Genomic DNA, 17379 nt, shown 5'->3' on the forward strand with positions numbered 1-17379 from the left:
CAGGGGTTAGGCACGCGCACGCGCGTTGGTGGGATCAACGGCGCAAGTATCGATCACCTCGGCATCGCGCATTTCGTAATGGACCAACACCTGCATCCTTGTACCCGGCGCGGTCATATCGTTTGGTACAAGTGCCATCGCTATGTCGTGGTTGCAATAATAAGAGAACCCACCCGACGTAACGCGCCCGATCAGTTCACCGTTTGCATAAACACCCTCATCGAACATCACCGATGTTTCGCCAAAGGGAAGCTTCAACGTGACCAACCGTTTGTGATTGCCCTCGCTTCTCTGCTTCTCCAGCGCCGCTTTTCCGATGAACTCGCGCCCCTCGGTGACGACAAACCGATCAAGGCTGGCCTCATACGGTGTCATGTCCTTGCAAATCTCGCGGTTGATGGCGCGATAGGACTTTTCAAGGCGCATGGACTCCAACGCCTCAAGCCCGAAGGGTTTTACACCGGCTTTCAAAAGCAGGTCGACAAGGTGTCGGTTATACCCGACAGGATGGTGCAGTTCCCAACCCAGCTCGCCTGTGTAAGATACCCGAAGCAGGTTTACGTCTTTGGCATAGCCCGCTTCACCCTTTTGCGCAGAGAGCCAGGGAAAAGCAGCATTCGACAAATCGTTGTCGGTCAGCGGTTGCAAAATCTCGCGCGCCTTGGGACCGGCCAGAGCGATCACACCCAACTGTTCCGAAACGTCTTCAAGGATAACCGATTGATCTTGTGGTAACAGACGTTGCAGCTGATCCCAGTTATAGGCGCGCCAATTCGGGGTAGAGACCAGGTAAAAATCATTCTCGGCATAGCGGACAACTGTGTATTCCGCATCCATGCCACCTTTTGGATTCAACAAGAGCGACAGGTTCATCCGGCCCACTTTGGGCAATTTGTTTGCCATCAGACCATCCAGCCACCGCGCAGCGCCGGGACCGCGTATAGTAAACTTGGTCATCGGCGACATCTCGATGAACCCGGCCTCTTCGCGGGTGGTACGTACTTCCTCCTGAACGCGTTCCATGTGATTGGCGCGGCGGAAAGAATGTTCGGGGATCGCCTCTTGCGGCGATTTGGCGAACCAGCGCGGGAATTCATAGCCGTTGAAGCTGGTCCAGACTGCGCCATGCGCCGTCAGCAGATCGTAAGACCCCACGGTTTTCATTGGGCGCGCATCCGGGAAATCTTCGCCGGGGATGTGCGCGTTCATATGTGTGCCCCAGGTTTCGCGAACCTTGTCCATGGTCCAGCGTTTGGAGGCGTAGTCAGAGAAACGACGCGGGTCCAGTTCCGACATGTCCATGCCCGGATCACCATCGACGATCCAGCGGGCCAGCCGTTCGCCCACGGTGCCGCCCCACAGAATGCCACCGGGCATCCCTTCGGCCAGCCACAGGTTTTTGTGCCCCGGCGCTGGCCCGGCAAGTGGCAATTCGTCCGGCGTCATTTGGAAGGGGCCGCGCGTGTTGGCCTTGATGCCCACCTCGCCTAGAACTGGCACCCGTTCGATTGCCCGCTCCCATTGGGTTTCAACGGCATCGAAATCCTCGGGCAAGAGGTCTGCGCCAAAGTCAGGTGGCACGTGGTCTTCGGCAAACAGTTTTAGGTCCTTAGTGAATTCATAGGGCCCGAACTGAATGCCGCCCACATCTTCACGCAGGTATGCGCCGTAATCCTCATCCCGCAAGATCGGGAACTCGGGAAGACCCTGCGCGCGACGTTCCTTGAGCAGCGGAACGGTTTCCGTGGTCCAGTATTGGTGAATGATGGGAATGCAGGGCAGGTCCAGCCCAACGCGCCGGGCATTTTCACGGGCATAGTTGCCGGTGGCAAAAACCAGATGCTCGCACGTGATCTCACCCTGATTGGTGGTCACTTTCCAATGACCGCTTTCCAGCCTTTCATACGCCTGTGCTTCGGTGTTCTGACAGATTGTGGCGCCTGCATCCCGCGCCAGTTTTGCCATTGCCATGGTGATGTCGGCCGGGTTCACATAGCCGTCCTCGGTATGCAGGATACCGCCGCGAATATGCTCGGACTGGCTCAAAAGGGGGTGAACATCGGCAATTTCCGCCGGCGTCAACAGTTTGCAGGGCACACCGGCGGCCTCGGCAATCGAGATATATGACTGGAACTCATCCCAACGCTCCTGGGTGTTGGCAACGCGCAGCTGACCCACTTTGCGCAAGCCTACAGATGCACCCATCTTCTGTTCGACTTCGGAATAGATGCGGATGGTTTCCATCGTCATCTTCGACACGTTTCGGGACCGCACGAAGGTGACCAGCAGACCGGCCGCATGCCAGGTCGAGCCTGAGGTCAGCGTGGTCCGTTCCAGCATCACCGCATCGCTACAGCCGTGCTGTGTCAGCCCATACAGAATGGACGCGCCCACACATCCGCCGCCAACGACAACAACTTTGGCATGTGACTTCATTTGCCGATTTCCTTCTTGCGACTGATCATGGTGTCAGACGCTCTGCCTGCCCGACATCAGTAAGATGAGAACGTTCCGAAGTTTTTACGGAAACATGGCGCCAGACAATCGCAAAAAATTTCTCCTGCGGCTTAGTTCAGGTCACCTCTTACCGGGCCCCTTCGTATTGGTCGCTGTCTGGTTCCCGGTCATTCAGTGCCGTCCAGACCGGCATCAATTTTTATGTGCCTTGTCTTGTTTCACCCTGTTATGTTAGCGCAAACTGTGCCAGTGAAACCTGATGCCTTTGCAAAACTGGGTTTCTGTTGCCTACAGTATTGCGGCTTACAAGTGGGAGGAACAGGTGTATCTCGGTCTTGATTTGGGGACGTCAGGTCTTCGGGGAATTGTGGTCAGTGAAGACGGCGACGTCGTTGCCGAGGCCGAAGCGAACGTGAACACATCGACACCGCATCCGGGCTGGTCAGAGCAGGAACCTGCGGATTGGGTTGAAGCGTGTCAAAAGGTCGTTGCCCAGTTGCGCGGGCAAAACGGCGCTGCGTTTTCGGCAGTGCGGGGCATTGGTCTGAGCGGACATATGCATGGCGCAACGCTTCTGGACCGACAGGGTCGCGTCTTGAGGCCCTGTATCCTTTGGAACGACACAAGGTCTGCCCGTGAAGCTGCCGAACTGGATGCGCTTTCCGCGATGCGATCGATCACCGGAAACATCGTTTTTCCCGGCTTCACTGCGCCCAAACTGGAATGGGTGCGCAGGCATGAACCTGACGTTTTTGAAAAGACTGCCAAAGTCTTGCTCCCCAAAGATTATTTGCGCTTCTGGCTGACCGGAGAATACATCAGCGACATGTCCGACAGCGCGGGTACCGCGTGGTTGGACGTCGGATGCCGCGAATGGTCGGAAACAGCGCTTGAACTCAGCCACATGCGTCGGGATCAGATGCCCGAACTGGTCGAAGGCAGCGCCGCCGGGGGCGAGCTGAGGGCGGAGATTTTGCAGCACTGGGGCCTGACCGGACCCGTTGTTGTTGCCGGCGGGGCAGGCGACAACGCGGCGGCGGCCTGTGGTATTGGAAGCATCGCCGAAGGCCGCGGTTTTCTATCGCTGGGAACGTCCGGTGTGCTGCTGGTTGCCAAGGACAGTTACGCGCCCGCACCGGAAACGGCGGTTCACTGCTTCTGCCACGCGGTGCCGGAGCGCTGGATCCAAATGGGCGTCATCCTGTCGGCGACCAACAGCCTGAACTGGCTGTCCCGGAATCTCGGCCAATCCGTTGGTGCACTCGCATCGGCTTTGCCGGATACCGTCACCGGGCCGTCGAAGACCAAGTTCCTGCCATACCTGTCGGGGGAACGTACCCCTCATAATGACAGCGCCATCCGGGGGGCGTTTATGGGGCTGGATATTGCGTCGGATCCAGCGGATCTTGCACAGTCCGTGATGGAGGGTGTCTCATTCGCGCTGCGTGATTGCCTTGAAGCCCTCAGGAGCACGGGAACAAAACCTGAAAGCCTGATGGTTGTCGGCGGGGGCGTACGATCCCGGTTCTGGGTCGAGACGCTGGCAACTGTTCTGAGCGTCCCGCTTGCCTTGCCCAAAGGCAGTGAATTCGGAGCCGCCATCGGCGCGGCGCGCCTTGCTGCCTGTGCAGTAAACGGCGCAGACCCGGTGGAGCTCATGACATCGCCAGAAATCTCTGAAATTGTTCAGCCCCGCGCGGGGTTATTCGATGCCTATGAGGCTGAATATCAAAGGTACCGCCAGTTTTATGCGGCACTATCCCCCTTGTCTGCGCCATGATGAAGGGCGTCACTTCCCTACCCATCGAACAGGTTGTTCTGGAAGATGGTGCGATGTCGGTTTCCCTGCTGAGCTATGGGGCGATCACACAAGGGTGGTGGATCGGTGAAACGCCCTTGATCCTGGGCTATCTAAACCCGCAGGAATACTTGGCGGACCCGTATTACATAGGTGCAATCGTGGGTCGCGTCGCCAATCGGATCGGTGGCGCAAAGTTTAATATGCAGGATGCCGCTTATCGCTTGACGGCGAATGAGGGGGAAAACACGCTGCATGGCGGTGTGGTCGGGCTGTCACGCAGCCACTGGATTATCAGGAAGACCAAGTCGAACCGTGCGGTTCTGTCCTTGACGTCACCTGACGGCGCTGACGGTTTTCCCGGAGAAATCAGGTTCGAGATTCATGTCGAGCTGGCTTTTCCACGGCTGACTTACACGATCACCGCATGGCCGGACCGGCCTACGCCGATCAGCATTGCGCAGCACAATTACTATACTCTTGGGCGCCAAAGCGGTATTCTTGACAGCCGATTGACACTGAATTCCAAGCGGGTACTGGAGTTGGACGACAGCTCCATTCCGACAGGCGTCGTGAATGAGATCGAAAACCAAGGGCTGGATTTCTCATCCGTGCGCGTTATCGGTAATGAGGGGCGTGGCCTTGACCACTACTTCGTGTTTGAAGAGGCGGGCAAATTAAATCGACCGGTTGCAACGGTTGAAACACCGTCAGGTTTGCGCATGAATGTTTACTCTGATCAGCCCGGCGCGCAGGTCTATTCCGCGTCGTACCTGTCTGATCCTTTCACACCATGCGCAGGGCTTTGCATTGAGCCTTCCGGTTACACGGACGCTGTGAACCACCCCTTGTTTCCGTCCGTCATCTATTCTCCGGACCGTCCGTATAAACAAGTTCTGACGTTGGAAATCCCAGAGGATCAGGTATGAAAGTTGCGATATCGGTATACGCTCTAGCCCTTTGCGTGACACTACAGGCGGCGCAGGCGCAAGACCTCGGGCCGCTTCCTCAATTTGTAGAACCGGATCTTGCCAAGGTCGAACTGGGGCAGTTGCTGTTTTACGACCCGATCCTGTCGGGGAACAAAAACATCAGCTGCGCCACTTGCCATCATCCTAAACTGGGAACGTCAGATGCGCTGTCTCTGGGTATCGGCGAGGGCGGTGTGGGGCTGGGGGCCGCGCGCAGGCTTGATCAGGAAAACAGGCCCGAGCAGCGCATTCCCCGAAATGCACCAGGGCTGTGGAACCTTGGGGCGCTGGAATTCACCACCTTCTTTCATGACGGGCGTCTTGAGGCAGACCCGTCCCAGCCTGACGGGTTCCGAACGCCCTTGGGCACAGATATGAGGCCGGGCTTCCAATCTGCACTGGCCGCGCAAGCAATGTTCCCGGTCTTGTCGGCTGACGAAATGGCCGGCCACTATTCGGAAAACGAAGTGAGCAAAGCCGTACGTCTTGGTTTGCTGACCCAAAAGGACGGCGCATGGGACCTTATCGCGGCGCGTGTTGCCGCAATCCCGGAATACAGGGCGCGCTTTGACCAGCTCGCGCCCGGAGAAGAGATTACTTTTACCGCAATCGCCAATATCATTGCCGATTTCATCGCCTTTGAATGGCGCGCTGACAACAGCCTGTTTGATCGCGCGATGCAGGGGAAAGAAGCGCTGCCCGAGCAGGCACAGATGGGGCTCGACCTTTTTTACGGCAAAGCCGGGTGCAGCACCTGCCATTCCGGCTGGTTCCAGACGGATCATGGATTTCATTCTATCGCCATGCCGCAAATCGGGCCGGGAAAAGCCGCCCGGTTCGAGAACCATGTTCGCGATGACGGGCGATTGCGTGTGACGGGCAATGCGGATGACGCCTTCACATTTCGCACGCCATCCTTGCGCAATGTGACCCTTACGGCACCCTATGGTCACAACGGAGCCTACGCGCGGCTTGAAGATGTTGTCCGTCATCATCTGGATCCGGTCGCAGCTTTGCGCAGCTACTCGGTCGAAAAAGCAGCGTTGCCAGAGTTTCCGGGCGCGGAAGATCAAAAAGCCTTGCTCGACCCCACGCTGACCGAGGCGATTGCAGCGTCGAATGATCTGGCCCCAATCAGCCTGAGTGATGATGAAGTAAACGCCATTTTGAGCTTTCTCAGCACATTGGAAGACCCGGCAGTACGGCTGGGTGTGCCAGCGCATGTTCCCAGCGGTTTGCCTGTTGATCAATGATCAGCGGTCGATGCGAAGCACTTGGTTGCTTCTGAAGGTCTGCCAATCACCAACCGTGCCGTCTGGCCAGATAACCCGCAGCTCCAGTTCGTCCGCGTGGCCCAAGCCAAAGTGGTGAAGCCCGGAGATGCCGCTTGCATGACCGCCGCCAATGGTCACTTCCCGCGTTTGATTTCCGTCGGTGGTTTTAACCTCGATGAAGCTTCCGACAGCTGCGCGATTGGGTCGATCTTGGCCAAGATCAACCTGAATCCAGTTTTCAAGCTGTTGTTCGTTCTGAAATACCTCAAGCGCTGACCCGCGATTGACCACCACCAGATCAAGTGATCCATCCCCATTCAGGTCGGCCAAGGCCCCACCGCGGGACTTGCCCATGGAGGCGACACCCGCCGCTGAGGCAGCTTCGAAAAACTGGCCATTTGCGGATTGCAGCAACAGGTTGTTGGGGTCGGTTTGCGCCGCATCGGGCATCTGTTCGACATTGCCCTTGGCGACAAATATGTCGTCGCGCCCGTCGTTATTGACGTCGCCGAACTGCGCATGCCAGCCGGTTGAGGGGCGACCATCGCCACCAACATGCGGCCTGTGCGCCGTTGTCCCCCGGTCATAAGTCGCGTCGCGCCATGTCGGTCCCTCGGCCGTGGGATCAAAGATCTGAAACTTCTGGTCCCCCATCGAGGTCAGGTAAACATCAGGAAAGCCGTCCCCTGATACATCCCTTGATGCAATCCCCATGCCCCAGATCGAATAGGGCAGCCACCCATCTTCCGGCGCGTAAAGGCGTGGCGTGTCTTCCATAGCCCAAAGCTGCTCTTGCCCGCCGCGCACATAGTAATGGCGGTCGTTACTGACACGCAGGTCCGCGCGCCCGGTGCGCGCCCAGTCGGAAAACAGAATGGACAAGGAACAATGGCCCGGCACCAGGTGGAGAGGCGGGCCATAGGCCGTCCCTTCGGGGCGATACAAAAGCGTCGGCCCGCAGGCTTCAAACGGGCCATCGGGATTGGTTCGGTCGACATATGTTCCAAAAGCCAGTGTCGGCAGGGATTGACCGCTTTCCCAAGTGGCGGAAAAACCGGTGGTCCAGTGATCCTGAGACTGGAAATTCAACGAGGTGAACGGTTCGAATGCGCAATTCGCCTTGCCACGCAACAAAACGTCTTCGCCAACGCGTAAAACCGCCAAGTCCACAAATCCGTCCCCGTCGATATCCACTGGGTAGGCGCCAGTCACGCCGGTCAGGGACAGTGCGCTTGGCGTTTCTGACCGAAAACTGACATCGGGTCCTGATGTGTTGACAAACAATTGCGCCGGGTTGGTTCCCCCTGCGGCAAACAGCTCGGGCCGATCATCGCCGTTGCAATCGAAAACGGCGACGCCTCCGCCGACGAAGTGCTCCCATCCTCCGTCGTAAACATGGCTGGGGACGTCGATACTGTGAAACTGCGGCAGGCTGATGTCAGCCATGGCGGCAGACGCTGTCGCTAGCAGGATCGTCAGTTCAACTCGCATTTTCCGCCAGTTCCCTGACTTTCAGGATCGAGACTTGTTCGATCCCATAGGCTGCTGCCCCTTTTGCCCACATTGAATCCCCCCAATGGTTTACGTTGATTTCAGGCAGTGGCGCGTCAACGCTGACGACACCGTTTTTGATACGGGTCATCACTGCCTCAGAATGCAGGTATTCAAAGCTCCCTCGGGTGCCGGACAGGATGATACATTCCGGATCGAACAGATTGATCAAGTTGGAAAGCCCCATTCCAAACATCTGTCCAGCGCGGGACAGAACTGAAATGGACCGGGCATCACCGGATTGGGCGGCGGCGTGAATATCAGCAAGAGTGTGCGGGTCAGTAGCCTGGCTGGCAATGGTTGCCTCGCGGATCAGGGCATATTCCCCAACATAAGCTTCAAGGCATCCGCGTTGCCCGCACTGACATAACGCGCCATCCAGTTGAACTTTGACATGCCCGAATTCCGCGCCGCAACCGCGCTCGCCGCGATATAGCTTGCCATCCAACACAATGCCCAGACCAATGCCGTGTTCTATCGTGACAACCAGAAAGTTCTTCAGCCCTTTGCCAAGCCCGAAAAGCTGTTCGGCCTTTGCAACCAGATTGGCGTCATTCTCGATAAACGCAGGGCAGGGGAGCACTTGGGACAGAAGCGGGCTCAGATCCACATTGCGCACTGTCAGCGAAGATGACCAATGTACAAAATTCCGCTCTGCGTCGACCAGTCCGGCAATTCCGATGCAGACGCCGGAAACCTCTGTCAGGGACCTGCTTGCAGAGGTGCAGGCCTGTTCCAGCGCCGCGTATATCTTTTTTGCAAAAGACTCCGGGGCCATCCGGGCCTCTTCCAGCGGATGAGTGTAAGAGGTGATCTCAGTGCCTTCAAAATCGACCAGGATGACTGAAATCTGGTGCCGGGCCACTTTCACACCGGCAATCAGGTGACTTCCGCCATGCAGTTTCAGCAACACACGTGGTCTGCCGCGGCGCGCGGATTTTGACGGTGTTTCGCTTTCGATTTCCTGAATCAAACCAGCTGAAAGCAGGTCTGACGTTGCCGCTGTCACTGTCGCCGGGCTGGTCTCAAGAGCGCTTGCAATGTCGATCCGCGATATCGATCCGGTCGATCGGATTTGTTCCAGCACGCGCAAACGGGTGATGTTTCGTTGATCCGTAGCGTTTGAAGAAACCTTGCTTTTCAGCATCCTGCCCTCGCGAATCTGATGATTTCCCAAGCGTAAGCGGTTTTTCTTCTTTCGGGTAGCATAAATATTTTACTGACTGAAATAAATATGCTACTCAGAATTGTGAGAGCCACGAATCATGAAGCGATGGCTCGATAAACCGGGAGGAAATCATGAAACGAATTCTCAGCGCTTCTGCTGTGGCCGTCCTGATGGGGACGGTTGCGTTTGCAGAAACCACGGTCGGTGTCAGCTGGTCGAACTTCCAGGAAGAGCGCTGGAAAACCGACGAAGCGGCAATCAAAGCCGCGCTTGAGGCGGGCGGTGCCGAATATATTTCGGCAGATGCGCAATCGTCGTCGGCCAAGCAGTTGTCGGATATTGAAAGTCTGATCGCCCAGGGCGTTGATGCGCTGATCATTCTGGCGCAGGATTCCCAGGCCATCGGTCCAGCTGTTCAGGCAGCGGCCGACGAGGGTATCCCAGTCATCGCGTATGACCGTCTGATCGAAGATGATCGGGCCTTCTACCTGACCTTTGACAATGTCGAAGTCGGTCGTATGCAGGCGCGCGCGGTGTTCGACGCCATGCCCAAGGGCAACTATGTGATGATCAAGGGCTCGCCCACCGACCCGAACGCGGATTTCCTGCGCGGTGGTCAGCAGGAGATCATTCAGGGCGCTGTTGACAGTGGTGACATTGTGATCGTGGGCGAAGCCTATACCGACGGCTGGCTGCCTGCGAACGCGCAGCGCAACATGGAACAGATCCTGACCGCCAACGAAAACAAAGTTGATGCTGTGGTCGCGTCAAATGACGGAACCGCAGGCGGTGTAGTTGCTGCACTGACCGCACAAGGTATGGACGGCATTCCGGTGTCGGGTCAGGATGGCGACCATGCGGCGCTGAACCGGGTGGCCAAAGGCACGCAAACCGTTTCGGTCTGGAAAGACGCACGTGAGCTGGGCAAGGCCGCAGGTGAAATCGCGGTCGCGCTGAGCGGTGGAACGGCTGCGGCGGACGTCGAAGGCGCGGTCAGTTGGACTTCGCCCGGTGGGACTGAGATGACGTCTGTCTTCCTGGCGCCTGTGCCGATCACAAAAGACAACCTTTCCGTTGTGGTCGATGCTGGCTGGATTCCGCTGGAAGACCTGTGCCAGGGCGTCGAAAACGGCCCTGCACCCTGCAACTAAGTCAAGTCTCCAAACCATAACGTCTCTGGCCCGCAAGGCCGGGCCAGAGACCATAGCTGAACATGAAAGATCGGATATGACCGAAACTTCGTCTCAGCCGGTACCCCAAAAAGCAAAGGCCAACCTGTTCCAGCAACTGGAACTGGACATGCGGCTATTGGGCATGATCGGCGCCTTCATCATCCTGTGCATCGGCTTCAACATCGTAACGGATGGCCGTTTTCTGACGCCCAGAAACCTGTTCAACCTGTCGATCCAGACCGTCTCGGTCGCGATAATGGCCTGCGGCATGGTGTTCATTATCGTGATGCGCCACATTGATCTTTCGGTCGGCGCGCTGCTGGCGACCACATCCGCCGTCATGGCGATGACACAGACCGAACTTCTGCCGAACGTGCTGGGGTTAGGTTTAAATCACCCGGCGACTTGGGCAATCACCCTTGTTGTCGGCCTCGCAGTCGGAACCTTGATCGGCGCATTCCACGGTTGGATGGTAGGCTATCTGACCATACCGGCCTTTATCGTGACGCTTGGCGGTTTTCTGGTCTGGCGCAACGTCGCCTGGTACATGACAGACGGCCAGACAATCGGCCCGCTGGACAGCACGTTCCTGATATTTGGCGGAACCAACGGGACGTTGGGAACAACGGTCAGCCTTCTGTTCGGCCTTGCCGCCACCGCTATTGCGGTCTGGGCGTTGTGGAGCGGACGCCGCTCCAAGGCTGCCCATGGGTTCCCTGTGAAACCGGTTTGGGCCGAAACAACTTTGGCAGGGATCATTGGCATCGCCATTATGGGCTATGTCTTGATCGTCAACAGTTACTCGATCCCCACACGCAGGCTGGAACGTATGTTCGAAGCGCGGGGCGAGACCATGCCTGAAGGGCTTGTTGTGGGTTATGGTATCCCGATCTCGGTTCTGATCCTGATCCTTGTTGCAGTAACCTTGACTGTTGTGGCCCGCAAAACCCGATTTGGCCGCTATATCTTTGCCACGGGGGGCAACCCGGATGCGGCGGAACTGTCGGGCATCAACACCCGCATGATGACCGTCAAGATCTTTGCCCTGATGGGGTTTCTGTGTGCGCTGTCCGCGGTCGTGGCCTCGGCCCGTCTGGCCAACCACTCGAACGATATCGGCACATTGGATGAGCTGCGCGTGATTGCTGCGGCCGTGATCGGCGGCACCGCCTTGTCGGGCGGTATCGGTACGATCTACGGCGCGATCCTAGGCGCGCTGATCATGCAGGCGCTTCAATCGGGCATGGCTATGGTTGGCGTTGACGCACCGTTTCAGAACATCGTCGTGGGCACCGTTCTGGTTTTGGCCGTCTATATCGACATCGTCTATCGCAAACGTCTGGGAGCGAAATGATGCAAGCACAAGAAACACAGAACCAAACTTCGGGCCGAGGGTCCGGCCAGCCTCCTCTTGTCGAAATGCGCGATATCTCGATTTCGTTCGGCGGCATCAAGGCGGTGGACCGTGTCTCGGTCGACTTGTACCCGGGCGAGGTTGTGGGCCTTCTGGGCCACAACGGGGCCGGTAAATCTACGCTGATCAAGGTGCTTTCGGGTGCCTATCAGAAGGACCACGGAGAGATCCTGATCGACGGCAAGAAGGTTGAGATCAACAACCCCCGCGATGCGCGTGCCAACAATATCGAGACGATCTACCAGACGCTGGCCTTGGCGGACAATCTGGATGCAAGTTCGAACCTTTTCCTGGGGCGGGAGATGGTCACGCCCTTCGGGTTGGTCAACGATGCCGCGATGGAGGCCGAATGCCGCAAAATCATGGCACAGTTGAACCCGAACTTTCAGAAGTTCAATGACCCGGTCTCGGCGCTATCCGGCGGTCAGCGGCAGTCGGTGGCCATCGCGCGTGCGGTGTACTTCAACGCGCGTATCCTGATCATGGACGAGCCCACAGCCGCGCTTGGCCCACACGAAACACAGATGGTGGCGGACCTGATCCAACAGCTCAAGGCGCAGGGGATCGGGATATTCCTGATCGACCACGACGTGCATGCAGTGATGGAGTTGTGCGACCGGGCTTCGGTCATGAAAAACGGGCAACTGGTTGGCACTGTCGACATCGCCGATGTCACGGACGACGATCTGCTGTCGATGATCATTCTGGGCAAAAAGCCTGGCGAAAAGACGGAATGAGGTAAACGAGATGACGAGCGGTTTCTTTCAGGGGATCGAGCAGGTCCAATTCGAGGGCGAGAACAGTAAGAACCCACTCGCATTCCGTCACTACAACCCGGACGAGATCGTGATGGGTAAGCGCATGGAGGATCACCTGCGTTTTGCCGTGGCGTGGTGGCACTCGTTCGCCTGGGAAGGCGGGGATCCGTTTGGTGGCTCGACTTTTGAACGTCCATGGCATCCGCAAGATGACATGGGCCGCGCCAAAATGAAGGCCGATGTTGCCTTTGAGATGTTCGAGATCATTGGCCAGCCCTATTTCTGCTGGCATGACGCGGATGTCCGTCCCGAACAGGGCAGTTTTGCAGAAAACCTGCGAACGCTGAATGAGATCACTGACTATATCGGTGAAAAGATGCAGGTGTCTGGCACCAAGCTGTTGTGGGGCACAGCCAATATGTTCAGCCACCGTCGCTGGATGGGGGGTGCCAGCACCAACCCCGACCCTGATGTCTTTGCATTTGCCGCCGCCACGGTGAAATCCTGTTTGGACGCGACCCACAAGCTTGGCGGCGAGAATTATGTGCTTTGGGGCGGGCGCGAGGGCTACGAGACGCTGCTCAATACCGACATGAAGGCCGAACTGGATCATATGGGCCGGTTCCTGAACATGGTGGTCGAGTACAAGCACAAGATCGGCTTCAACGGCACGATCCTTGTAGAACCCAAACCGCAGGAGCCGTCCAAGCATCAATATGATTTCGATGCAGCAACCTGCATCGGTTTCCTGCGCAAGTACGGCCTTGAGGATGAGGTAAAGCTGAACCTGGAACAAGGGCACGCAATCCTGGCAGGACACAGCTTTGAACATGAGATCGCTGTTGCCTCGGCCGAAGGTATGCTTGGGTCCATCGACATGAACCGAAACGATTACCAGTCCGGGTGGGATACGGATCAGTTCCCCAACAACACGCCTGAAGTCGCGCTGGCTTATTACCACATCCTGAAAGCGGGCGGGTTTACCACGGGTGGTACCAATTTCGACGCCAAGCTTCGCAGGCAATCCATCGATGCCGAAGACCTGATCGCGGCGCATGTGGGCGGGATGGATATCTGCGCCCGGGGCCTGAAAGCGGCAGCTGCGATGCTTGAAGATGGTGGTCTGGAACAGGCGCTGGCCGACCGGTATGCAGGCTGGAAAACGCCTAAAGCTCAGGCGATGCTAACCTCTGGCCTCGACGAGATTGCAGCGCGGGTGCTTGCCGAAGACCTCAATCCTCAGCCACGCTCGGGGCGTCAGGAAGTGCTTGAGAACTACGTGAACCGCTTTGTGTAATTTCGGTCGGCTGAGCCTGAACTAAAATATTCGGTGTACAAAGCCCCGGAAACGCGTGAGTTTACTTAGGCGTTGTCCGGGGTTTTCCCTTGTCGAACGCAGTGGCATCATGGGCCCGTCCGGGTCGCGCAGGTGGGACGACCAAAGACTTGGTGGAAAAATCGGCAGGTAAGGCAATCTTTCTAAGTGGCAACCTGATGCTACATGTGACGCGCATGTCGCTGACCACGAGCATTGGATTGATGGCGATATTTGCTGTCGATTTTGTCGATATGGTCTTTATCTCGATGCTGGGCAACGACGCGCTGGCCGCAGCGGTAGGTTATGCCGGGACGCTGCTGTTTTTCACCAACGCAATCAATATCGGTCTGTCGATTTCTGCCGGGGCGCTGGTCGCGCGTGAGTTGGGCGGCGGGCGGGCTGAACAGGCAAGGCAATACGCATCCAGTGTCGCCGTTCTGGGGCTGATCGTCGGGTTGGTAACCTCTGTTCTGGTGTTGCTGAACGTCAGCTTTCTGCTGTCGCTGCTTGGCGCAGAAGGCGAGGTTTTGCGGCTGGCGACGCGCTATGTGTCGATCATTCTGCCGACCATGTGGGTGATGTCGATTGCGATGGCAGCGATGGCTGTGCTGCGTGCCCACGGCGATGCGCGCCGATCAATGATGGCAACGATTTACGGCGGCATTGTGAATGCAGTTCTTGACCCGATTTTGATCTTTGCCGTCGGGCTGGGGTTGGATGGCGCCGCGATAGCCTCGGTTCTGGCGCGGCTATGCATGTTGGGAGCAGCATTGTGGCCCGCGCTGCGGGTGCATCAGGGATTTGCACGCCCATCGCTGAAACAGGTGGCACAGGATTTTCGGCCCGTGCGGGCCATCGCAATCCCTGCCGTTCTGACGAATGTCGCCACGCCGATCGGGAATGCCATCGTAGTGCGGGAAATTGCACAGTTTGGAACGGATGCGGTTGCGGGCATGGCGGTGATTGGGCGGCTGTTGCCGGTGGCGTTTTCGGTCATCTTTGCGCTGTCCGGTGCGATAGGGCCAATCATCGGGCAAAATTTCGGGGCAGAAAAATTTGATCGCGTGCGCGCTGCGTTTTTGGCCGGGATCAAGTTCACCGCAATCTACGTTCTTTGCATGTCGGCCATTTTGTTTTTACTGCGTTCGCCAATTGCGAATTTGTTCGCAGCCCAGGGGGAAACGCGCGTACTGATTTATCTGTTCTGCGGCCCGCTGGCATTGGCGTCGTTCTTCAACGGTGTGATTTTTGTGACAAATGCCAGTTTCAACAATCTGGGCCATCCGGTCTATTCCACATGGATAAACTGGGGTCGTCACACCATTGGCACATGGGTGTTTGCCACGATTGGCTCACAAATCGCCGGGGCGTCGGGCGTTCTGCTGGGTCAGGCTTTTGGGGGCGTCATCTTTGCTGTCATAGGATGGGTTCTTGTCGCGCGCGTTGTTGCGCGGCTGGAACGGGTGCAAACGCCCGAGCCTTTTGCCGACCAGGGGCGGCTTCACTCGCTGTTCGGGCGTCGCGGCTGGTAAGCGATCAGGTCAGTTCCCCTGATTGCGCGCTTCCAGCCGTTCCAGGTTGACCACTGTCGACAGCATCAGACGGTCATGGCTCCAATCCCGTGTCTGCTGGATTGAGGCCGACCCCAGAGCCAAAAGCGCACCAAAGATCAGCGTCATTCCAAGGAACACTGCCGGTAGGGCAGGTACCGATGGCTGAACATCGGTCAGCGCGATTACACGTTGCCGCAATACGCGCTTTGCCTTACCGCCTGTCACAAAGGCAACATTCAGAACGCGTGGGCTGTTGGTTGAGATTGTCCGGGCGCAATAGTCCAGCAGGCACGCCGTGTATTCCCGCGCATCAATCCGTTTGCGCGCAACAACCGACTGGTCGCAGGCCAACTCGCGCAGCCGGCCGAACTGATACTTGAGCATCAGATAGGCGGGGTTCCAGAACAACAGCGGACGCAGCAGCTCAAACCCCAGTTCCCATTCGACGTCACCCGTACGGATATGCTGAAACTCGTGGGCAAGTGCAAAACGCAACTCGCGCGGGGTGTCCAGCAGATGGCTGGGCAGAACGACGTGGCGGCGGCGAAGTCCTCGCACGGCAAAGGGCACAGTGATGCGATCGGACAGTCGAATATCCACCTTGGCGGACCGCCGCCAAAGAAAACTGGAATTGACAGTCTGACGGATCGTCATTGCGTCCCGCAAGGCACGCGCAGCGTACACGGCTGCGATACAGGCAAGTATGGCGGCAACGAGGGTGATCACAGGCTGCTGTCCGGACAATGCCAGATCAACCCACCTTTCGCGGGTGTTCAGCAGTGCTTCGAACTGCGTGGCAGGCATTGCGATGTCACCGCGCAGATAGGCTGCAACGGCGATATCACCAAGGGCCACGACACTGCCCGGCCAAGCGTATGTCGCCAGCGACGACACGCAAACCGCGAGAAACGGACTGGCAAGAACACAGATGCACAAGGTCTTGAGCGCCCGCAACTGTGCGACATAGCCATTGCGCAGGGCGGTGCGGCTTAGGGCCGTGCGGGTCACCAGCCAGATCACCGCCGAAAAGGCCAGCACGATGTTGAGTTCGATGAATGCGTCGAGAACCGGTCTAACCGCTGTCATTTTGCAGTCTCCTCTCTACCAGTGCTCGAATTTCCTCCAGGTCGGCTTCGCTCAGCCCCGCGTCGTCGACCAGCCGCGCCACCAGTGTGGCGGGGGTGTCGTCGAAAAGCGTGCGCGACAGATTTTGAAGCGAACGGGCCTGATATCTGTCCTTTTCCAGAAGCGGCGTATAGATCAGGGTCTTTCCCGACTTGTGGCTTTCCACAAAACCCTTCTCGTCCAGAATGCGCAGGATCGTGGCCCCGGATGTATAGGCCAGGTTGCGTTCTGATGGCAGGCGGTCCAGGACATCACGCACCGAGCCTTGCCCGAGGGCCCAGAGCTCGTTCATGAACTCCAGTTCGACCTCGGTCAGCAGATTTGTTGTCTTTTTCTTTCGCATTGGTCTCGGTGTCGTCATGGTTAGTATGCCTGACAGACAAGCATCCTTTCGCGATTTCTCAAAGTCTAAACTTTCCAGAAAACAAAAACGCCCCAGCCAATGGACAGGAACAGCGGTGTCCAGACGGGTTGCCCGACCAGCCCAAGCCACGCCAGGAAAATATATGCGGACCCCAGAAGGGTGATGAACAGGCGATCCCCCAGTGTGGTTGTCAGCCCCAGAACCCCGCGCCGTTCAATTCCGTCGCGGAATTTGAAGCCTTCCAGCAAGCCAATGCATGCTATGGCCGAGAAGATACCGACAAACACGGCCAGCGTGGCAGGTGTCCATGCCATCCAGAAATCGGGCCACAGGGGGTCCGTCCACGAGAACCCTTTTTCGGCCTCCTGTCCGACATTGCCCCATCCGGCCTTGGCCTGGGCAAAGGCTGTTGAGGGCAGGAAGGGGAGGGTGAGAAGCAGTTTTCGCATGTCGAAC

General features: G+C 57.5%; 14 protein-coding genes. 8 read left to right on the forward strand and 6 right to left on the reverse strand.

The window, feature by feature from the left end:
* Window positions 1–6: 6 nt before the first annotated feature.
* Window positions 7–2436, reverse strand: a complete 2430-nt coding sequence (locus ACR0EK_RS09295; RefSeq protein ID WP_480899549.1) for a GcvT family protein — start codon at window positions 2434–2436, stop codon at window positions 7–9.
* Between the two features lie 343 nt (window positions 2437–2779).
* Between ACR0EK_RS09295 and xylB the strand changes: the two genes are divergently transcribed.
* The 3 genes from xylB to ACR0EK_RS09310 are packed head-to-tail and all read left to right on the forward strand — an operon-like array spanning window position 2780 to window position 6479.
* Entirely contained in the window at window positions 2780–4237 is a 1458-nt protein-coding gene (gene xylB, locus ACR0EK_RS09300; protein WP_480899655.1) for a xylulokinase, read from the forward strand.
* On the forward strand, window positions 4234–5184 hold the full coding sequence (locus ACR0EK_RS09305; RefSeq protein WP_480486103.1) for an aldose epimerase family protein: 951 nt from the start codon (window positions 4234–4236) through the stop codon (window positions 5182–5184). Before xylB ends, ACR0EK_RS09305 begins: the two co-directional genes overlap by 4 nt.
* Entirely contained in the window at window positions 5181–6479 is a 1299-nt protein-coding gene (locus ACR0EK_RS09310; protein WP_480899551.1) for a cytochrome-c peroxidase, read from the forward strand. The genes ACR0EK_RS09305 and ACR0EK_RS09310 overlap by 4 nt, the downstream gene beginning before the upstream one ends.
* On the opposite strand, the gene ACR0EK_RS09315 is transcribed toward ACR0EK_RS09310, so the two are convergent.
* Entirely contained in the window at window positions 6480–7991 is a 1512-nt protein-coding gene (locus ACR0EK_RS09315; RefSeq protein WP_480899553.1) for a CRTAC1 family protein, read from the reverse strand.
* Window positions 7981–9198 carry an ROK family transcriptional regulator gene (locus ACR0EK_RS09320; RefSeq protein WP_480537525.1) on the reverse strand — a complete coding sequence of 406 codons (1218 nt, stop codon included), beginning with the start codon at window positions 9196–9198 and terminating at the stop codon, window positions 7981–7983. The genes ACR0EK_RS09315 and ACR0EK_RS09320 overlap by 11 nt, the downstream gene beginning before the upstream one ends.
* A gap of 152 nt (window positions 9199–9350) precedes the next feature.
* Between ACR0EK_RS09320 and xylF the strand changes: the two genes are divergently transcribed.
* The 5 genes from xylF (at window position 9351) to ACR0EK_RS09345 (ending at window position 15413) form a co-directional block, all read left to right on the forward strand.
* Complete coding sequence (gene xylF, locus ACR0EK_RS09325) at window positions 9351–10370, forward strand: D-xylose ABC transporter substrate-binding protein (RefSeq protein ID WP_267364640.1); 1020 nt, start codon at window positions 9351–9353, stop codon at window positions 10368–10370.
* Between the two features lie 76 nt (window positions 10371–10446).
* Window positions 10447–11745, forward strand: coding sequence for a sugar ABC transporter permease (locus ACR0EK_RS09330; RefSeq protein WP_267364641.1), 1299 nt, complete (start codon window positions 10447–10449; stop codon window positions 11743–11745).
* Window positions 11745–12542 carry an ATP-binding cassette domain-containing protein gene (locus ACR0EK_RS09335; protein ID WP_209504341.1) on the forward strand — a complete coding sequence of 266 codons (798 nt, stop codon included), beginning with the start codon at window positions 11745–11747 and terminating at the stop codon, window positions 12540–12542. Before ACR0EK_RS09330 ends, ACR0EK_RS09335 begins: the two co-directional genes overlap by 1 nt.
* 10 nt (window positions 12543–12552) lie before the next feature.
* The gene (gene xylA / locus ACR0EK_RS09340) at window positions 12553–13860 is read left to right on the forward strand and encodes a xylose isomerase (protein ID WP_480870350.1); all 1308 of its coding nucleotides are present in this window, start codon (window positions 12553–12555) and stop codon (window positions 13858–13860) included.
* Between the two features lie 89 nt (window positions 13861–13949).
* Window positions 13950–15413, forward strand: coding sequence for an MATE family efflux transporter (locus ACR0EK_RS09345; RefSeq protein ID WP_480899555.1), 1464 nt, complete (start codon window positions 13950–13952; stop codon window positions 15411–15413).
* A gap of 9 nt (window positions 15414–15422) precedes the next feature.
* Here the strand turns inward: ACR0EK_RS09345 and ACR0EK_RS09350 are convergent, their stop codons facing one another.
* The 3 genes from ACR0EK_RS09350 to ACR0EK_RS09360 form a co-directional block, all read right to left on the reverse strand.
* Window positions 15423–16520, reverse strand: coding sequence for a M56 family metallopeptidase (locus ACR0EK_RS09350; protein WP_480486090.1), 1098 nt, complete (start codon window positions 16518–16520; stop codon window positions 15423–15425).
* Window positions 16507–16902: a BlaI/MecI/CopY family transcriptional regulator gene (locus tag ACR0EK_RS09355; RefSeq protein WP_209504337.1), complete on the reverse strand. Its 396-nt coding sequence runs from the start codon at window positions 16900–16902 to the stop codon at window positions 16507–16509. Before ACR0EK_RS09355 ends, ACR0EK_RS09350 begins: the two co-directional genes overlap by 14 nt.
* Window positions 16903–16967: 65 nt before the next feature.
* The gene (locus ACR0EK_RS09360) at window positions 16968–17372 is read right to left on the reverse strand and encodes a DUF2160 domain-containing protein (RefSeq protein WP_267364646.1); all 405 of its coding nucleotides are present in this window, start codon (window positions 17370–17372) and stop codon (window positions 16968–16970) included.
* Window positions 17373–17379 lie beyond the last annotated feature (7 nt).

The sequence above is a fragment of the Ruegeria sp. AE4 genome, assembly GCF_056542185.1.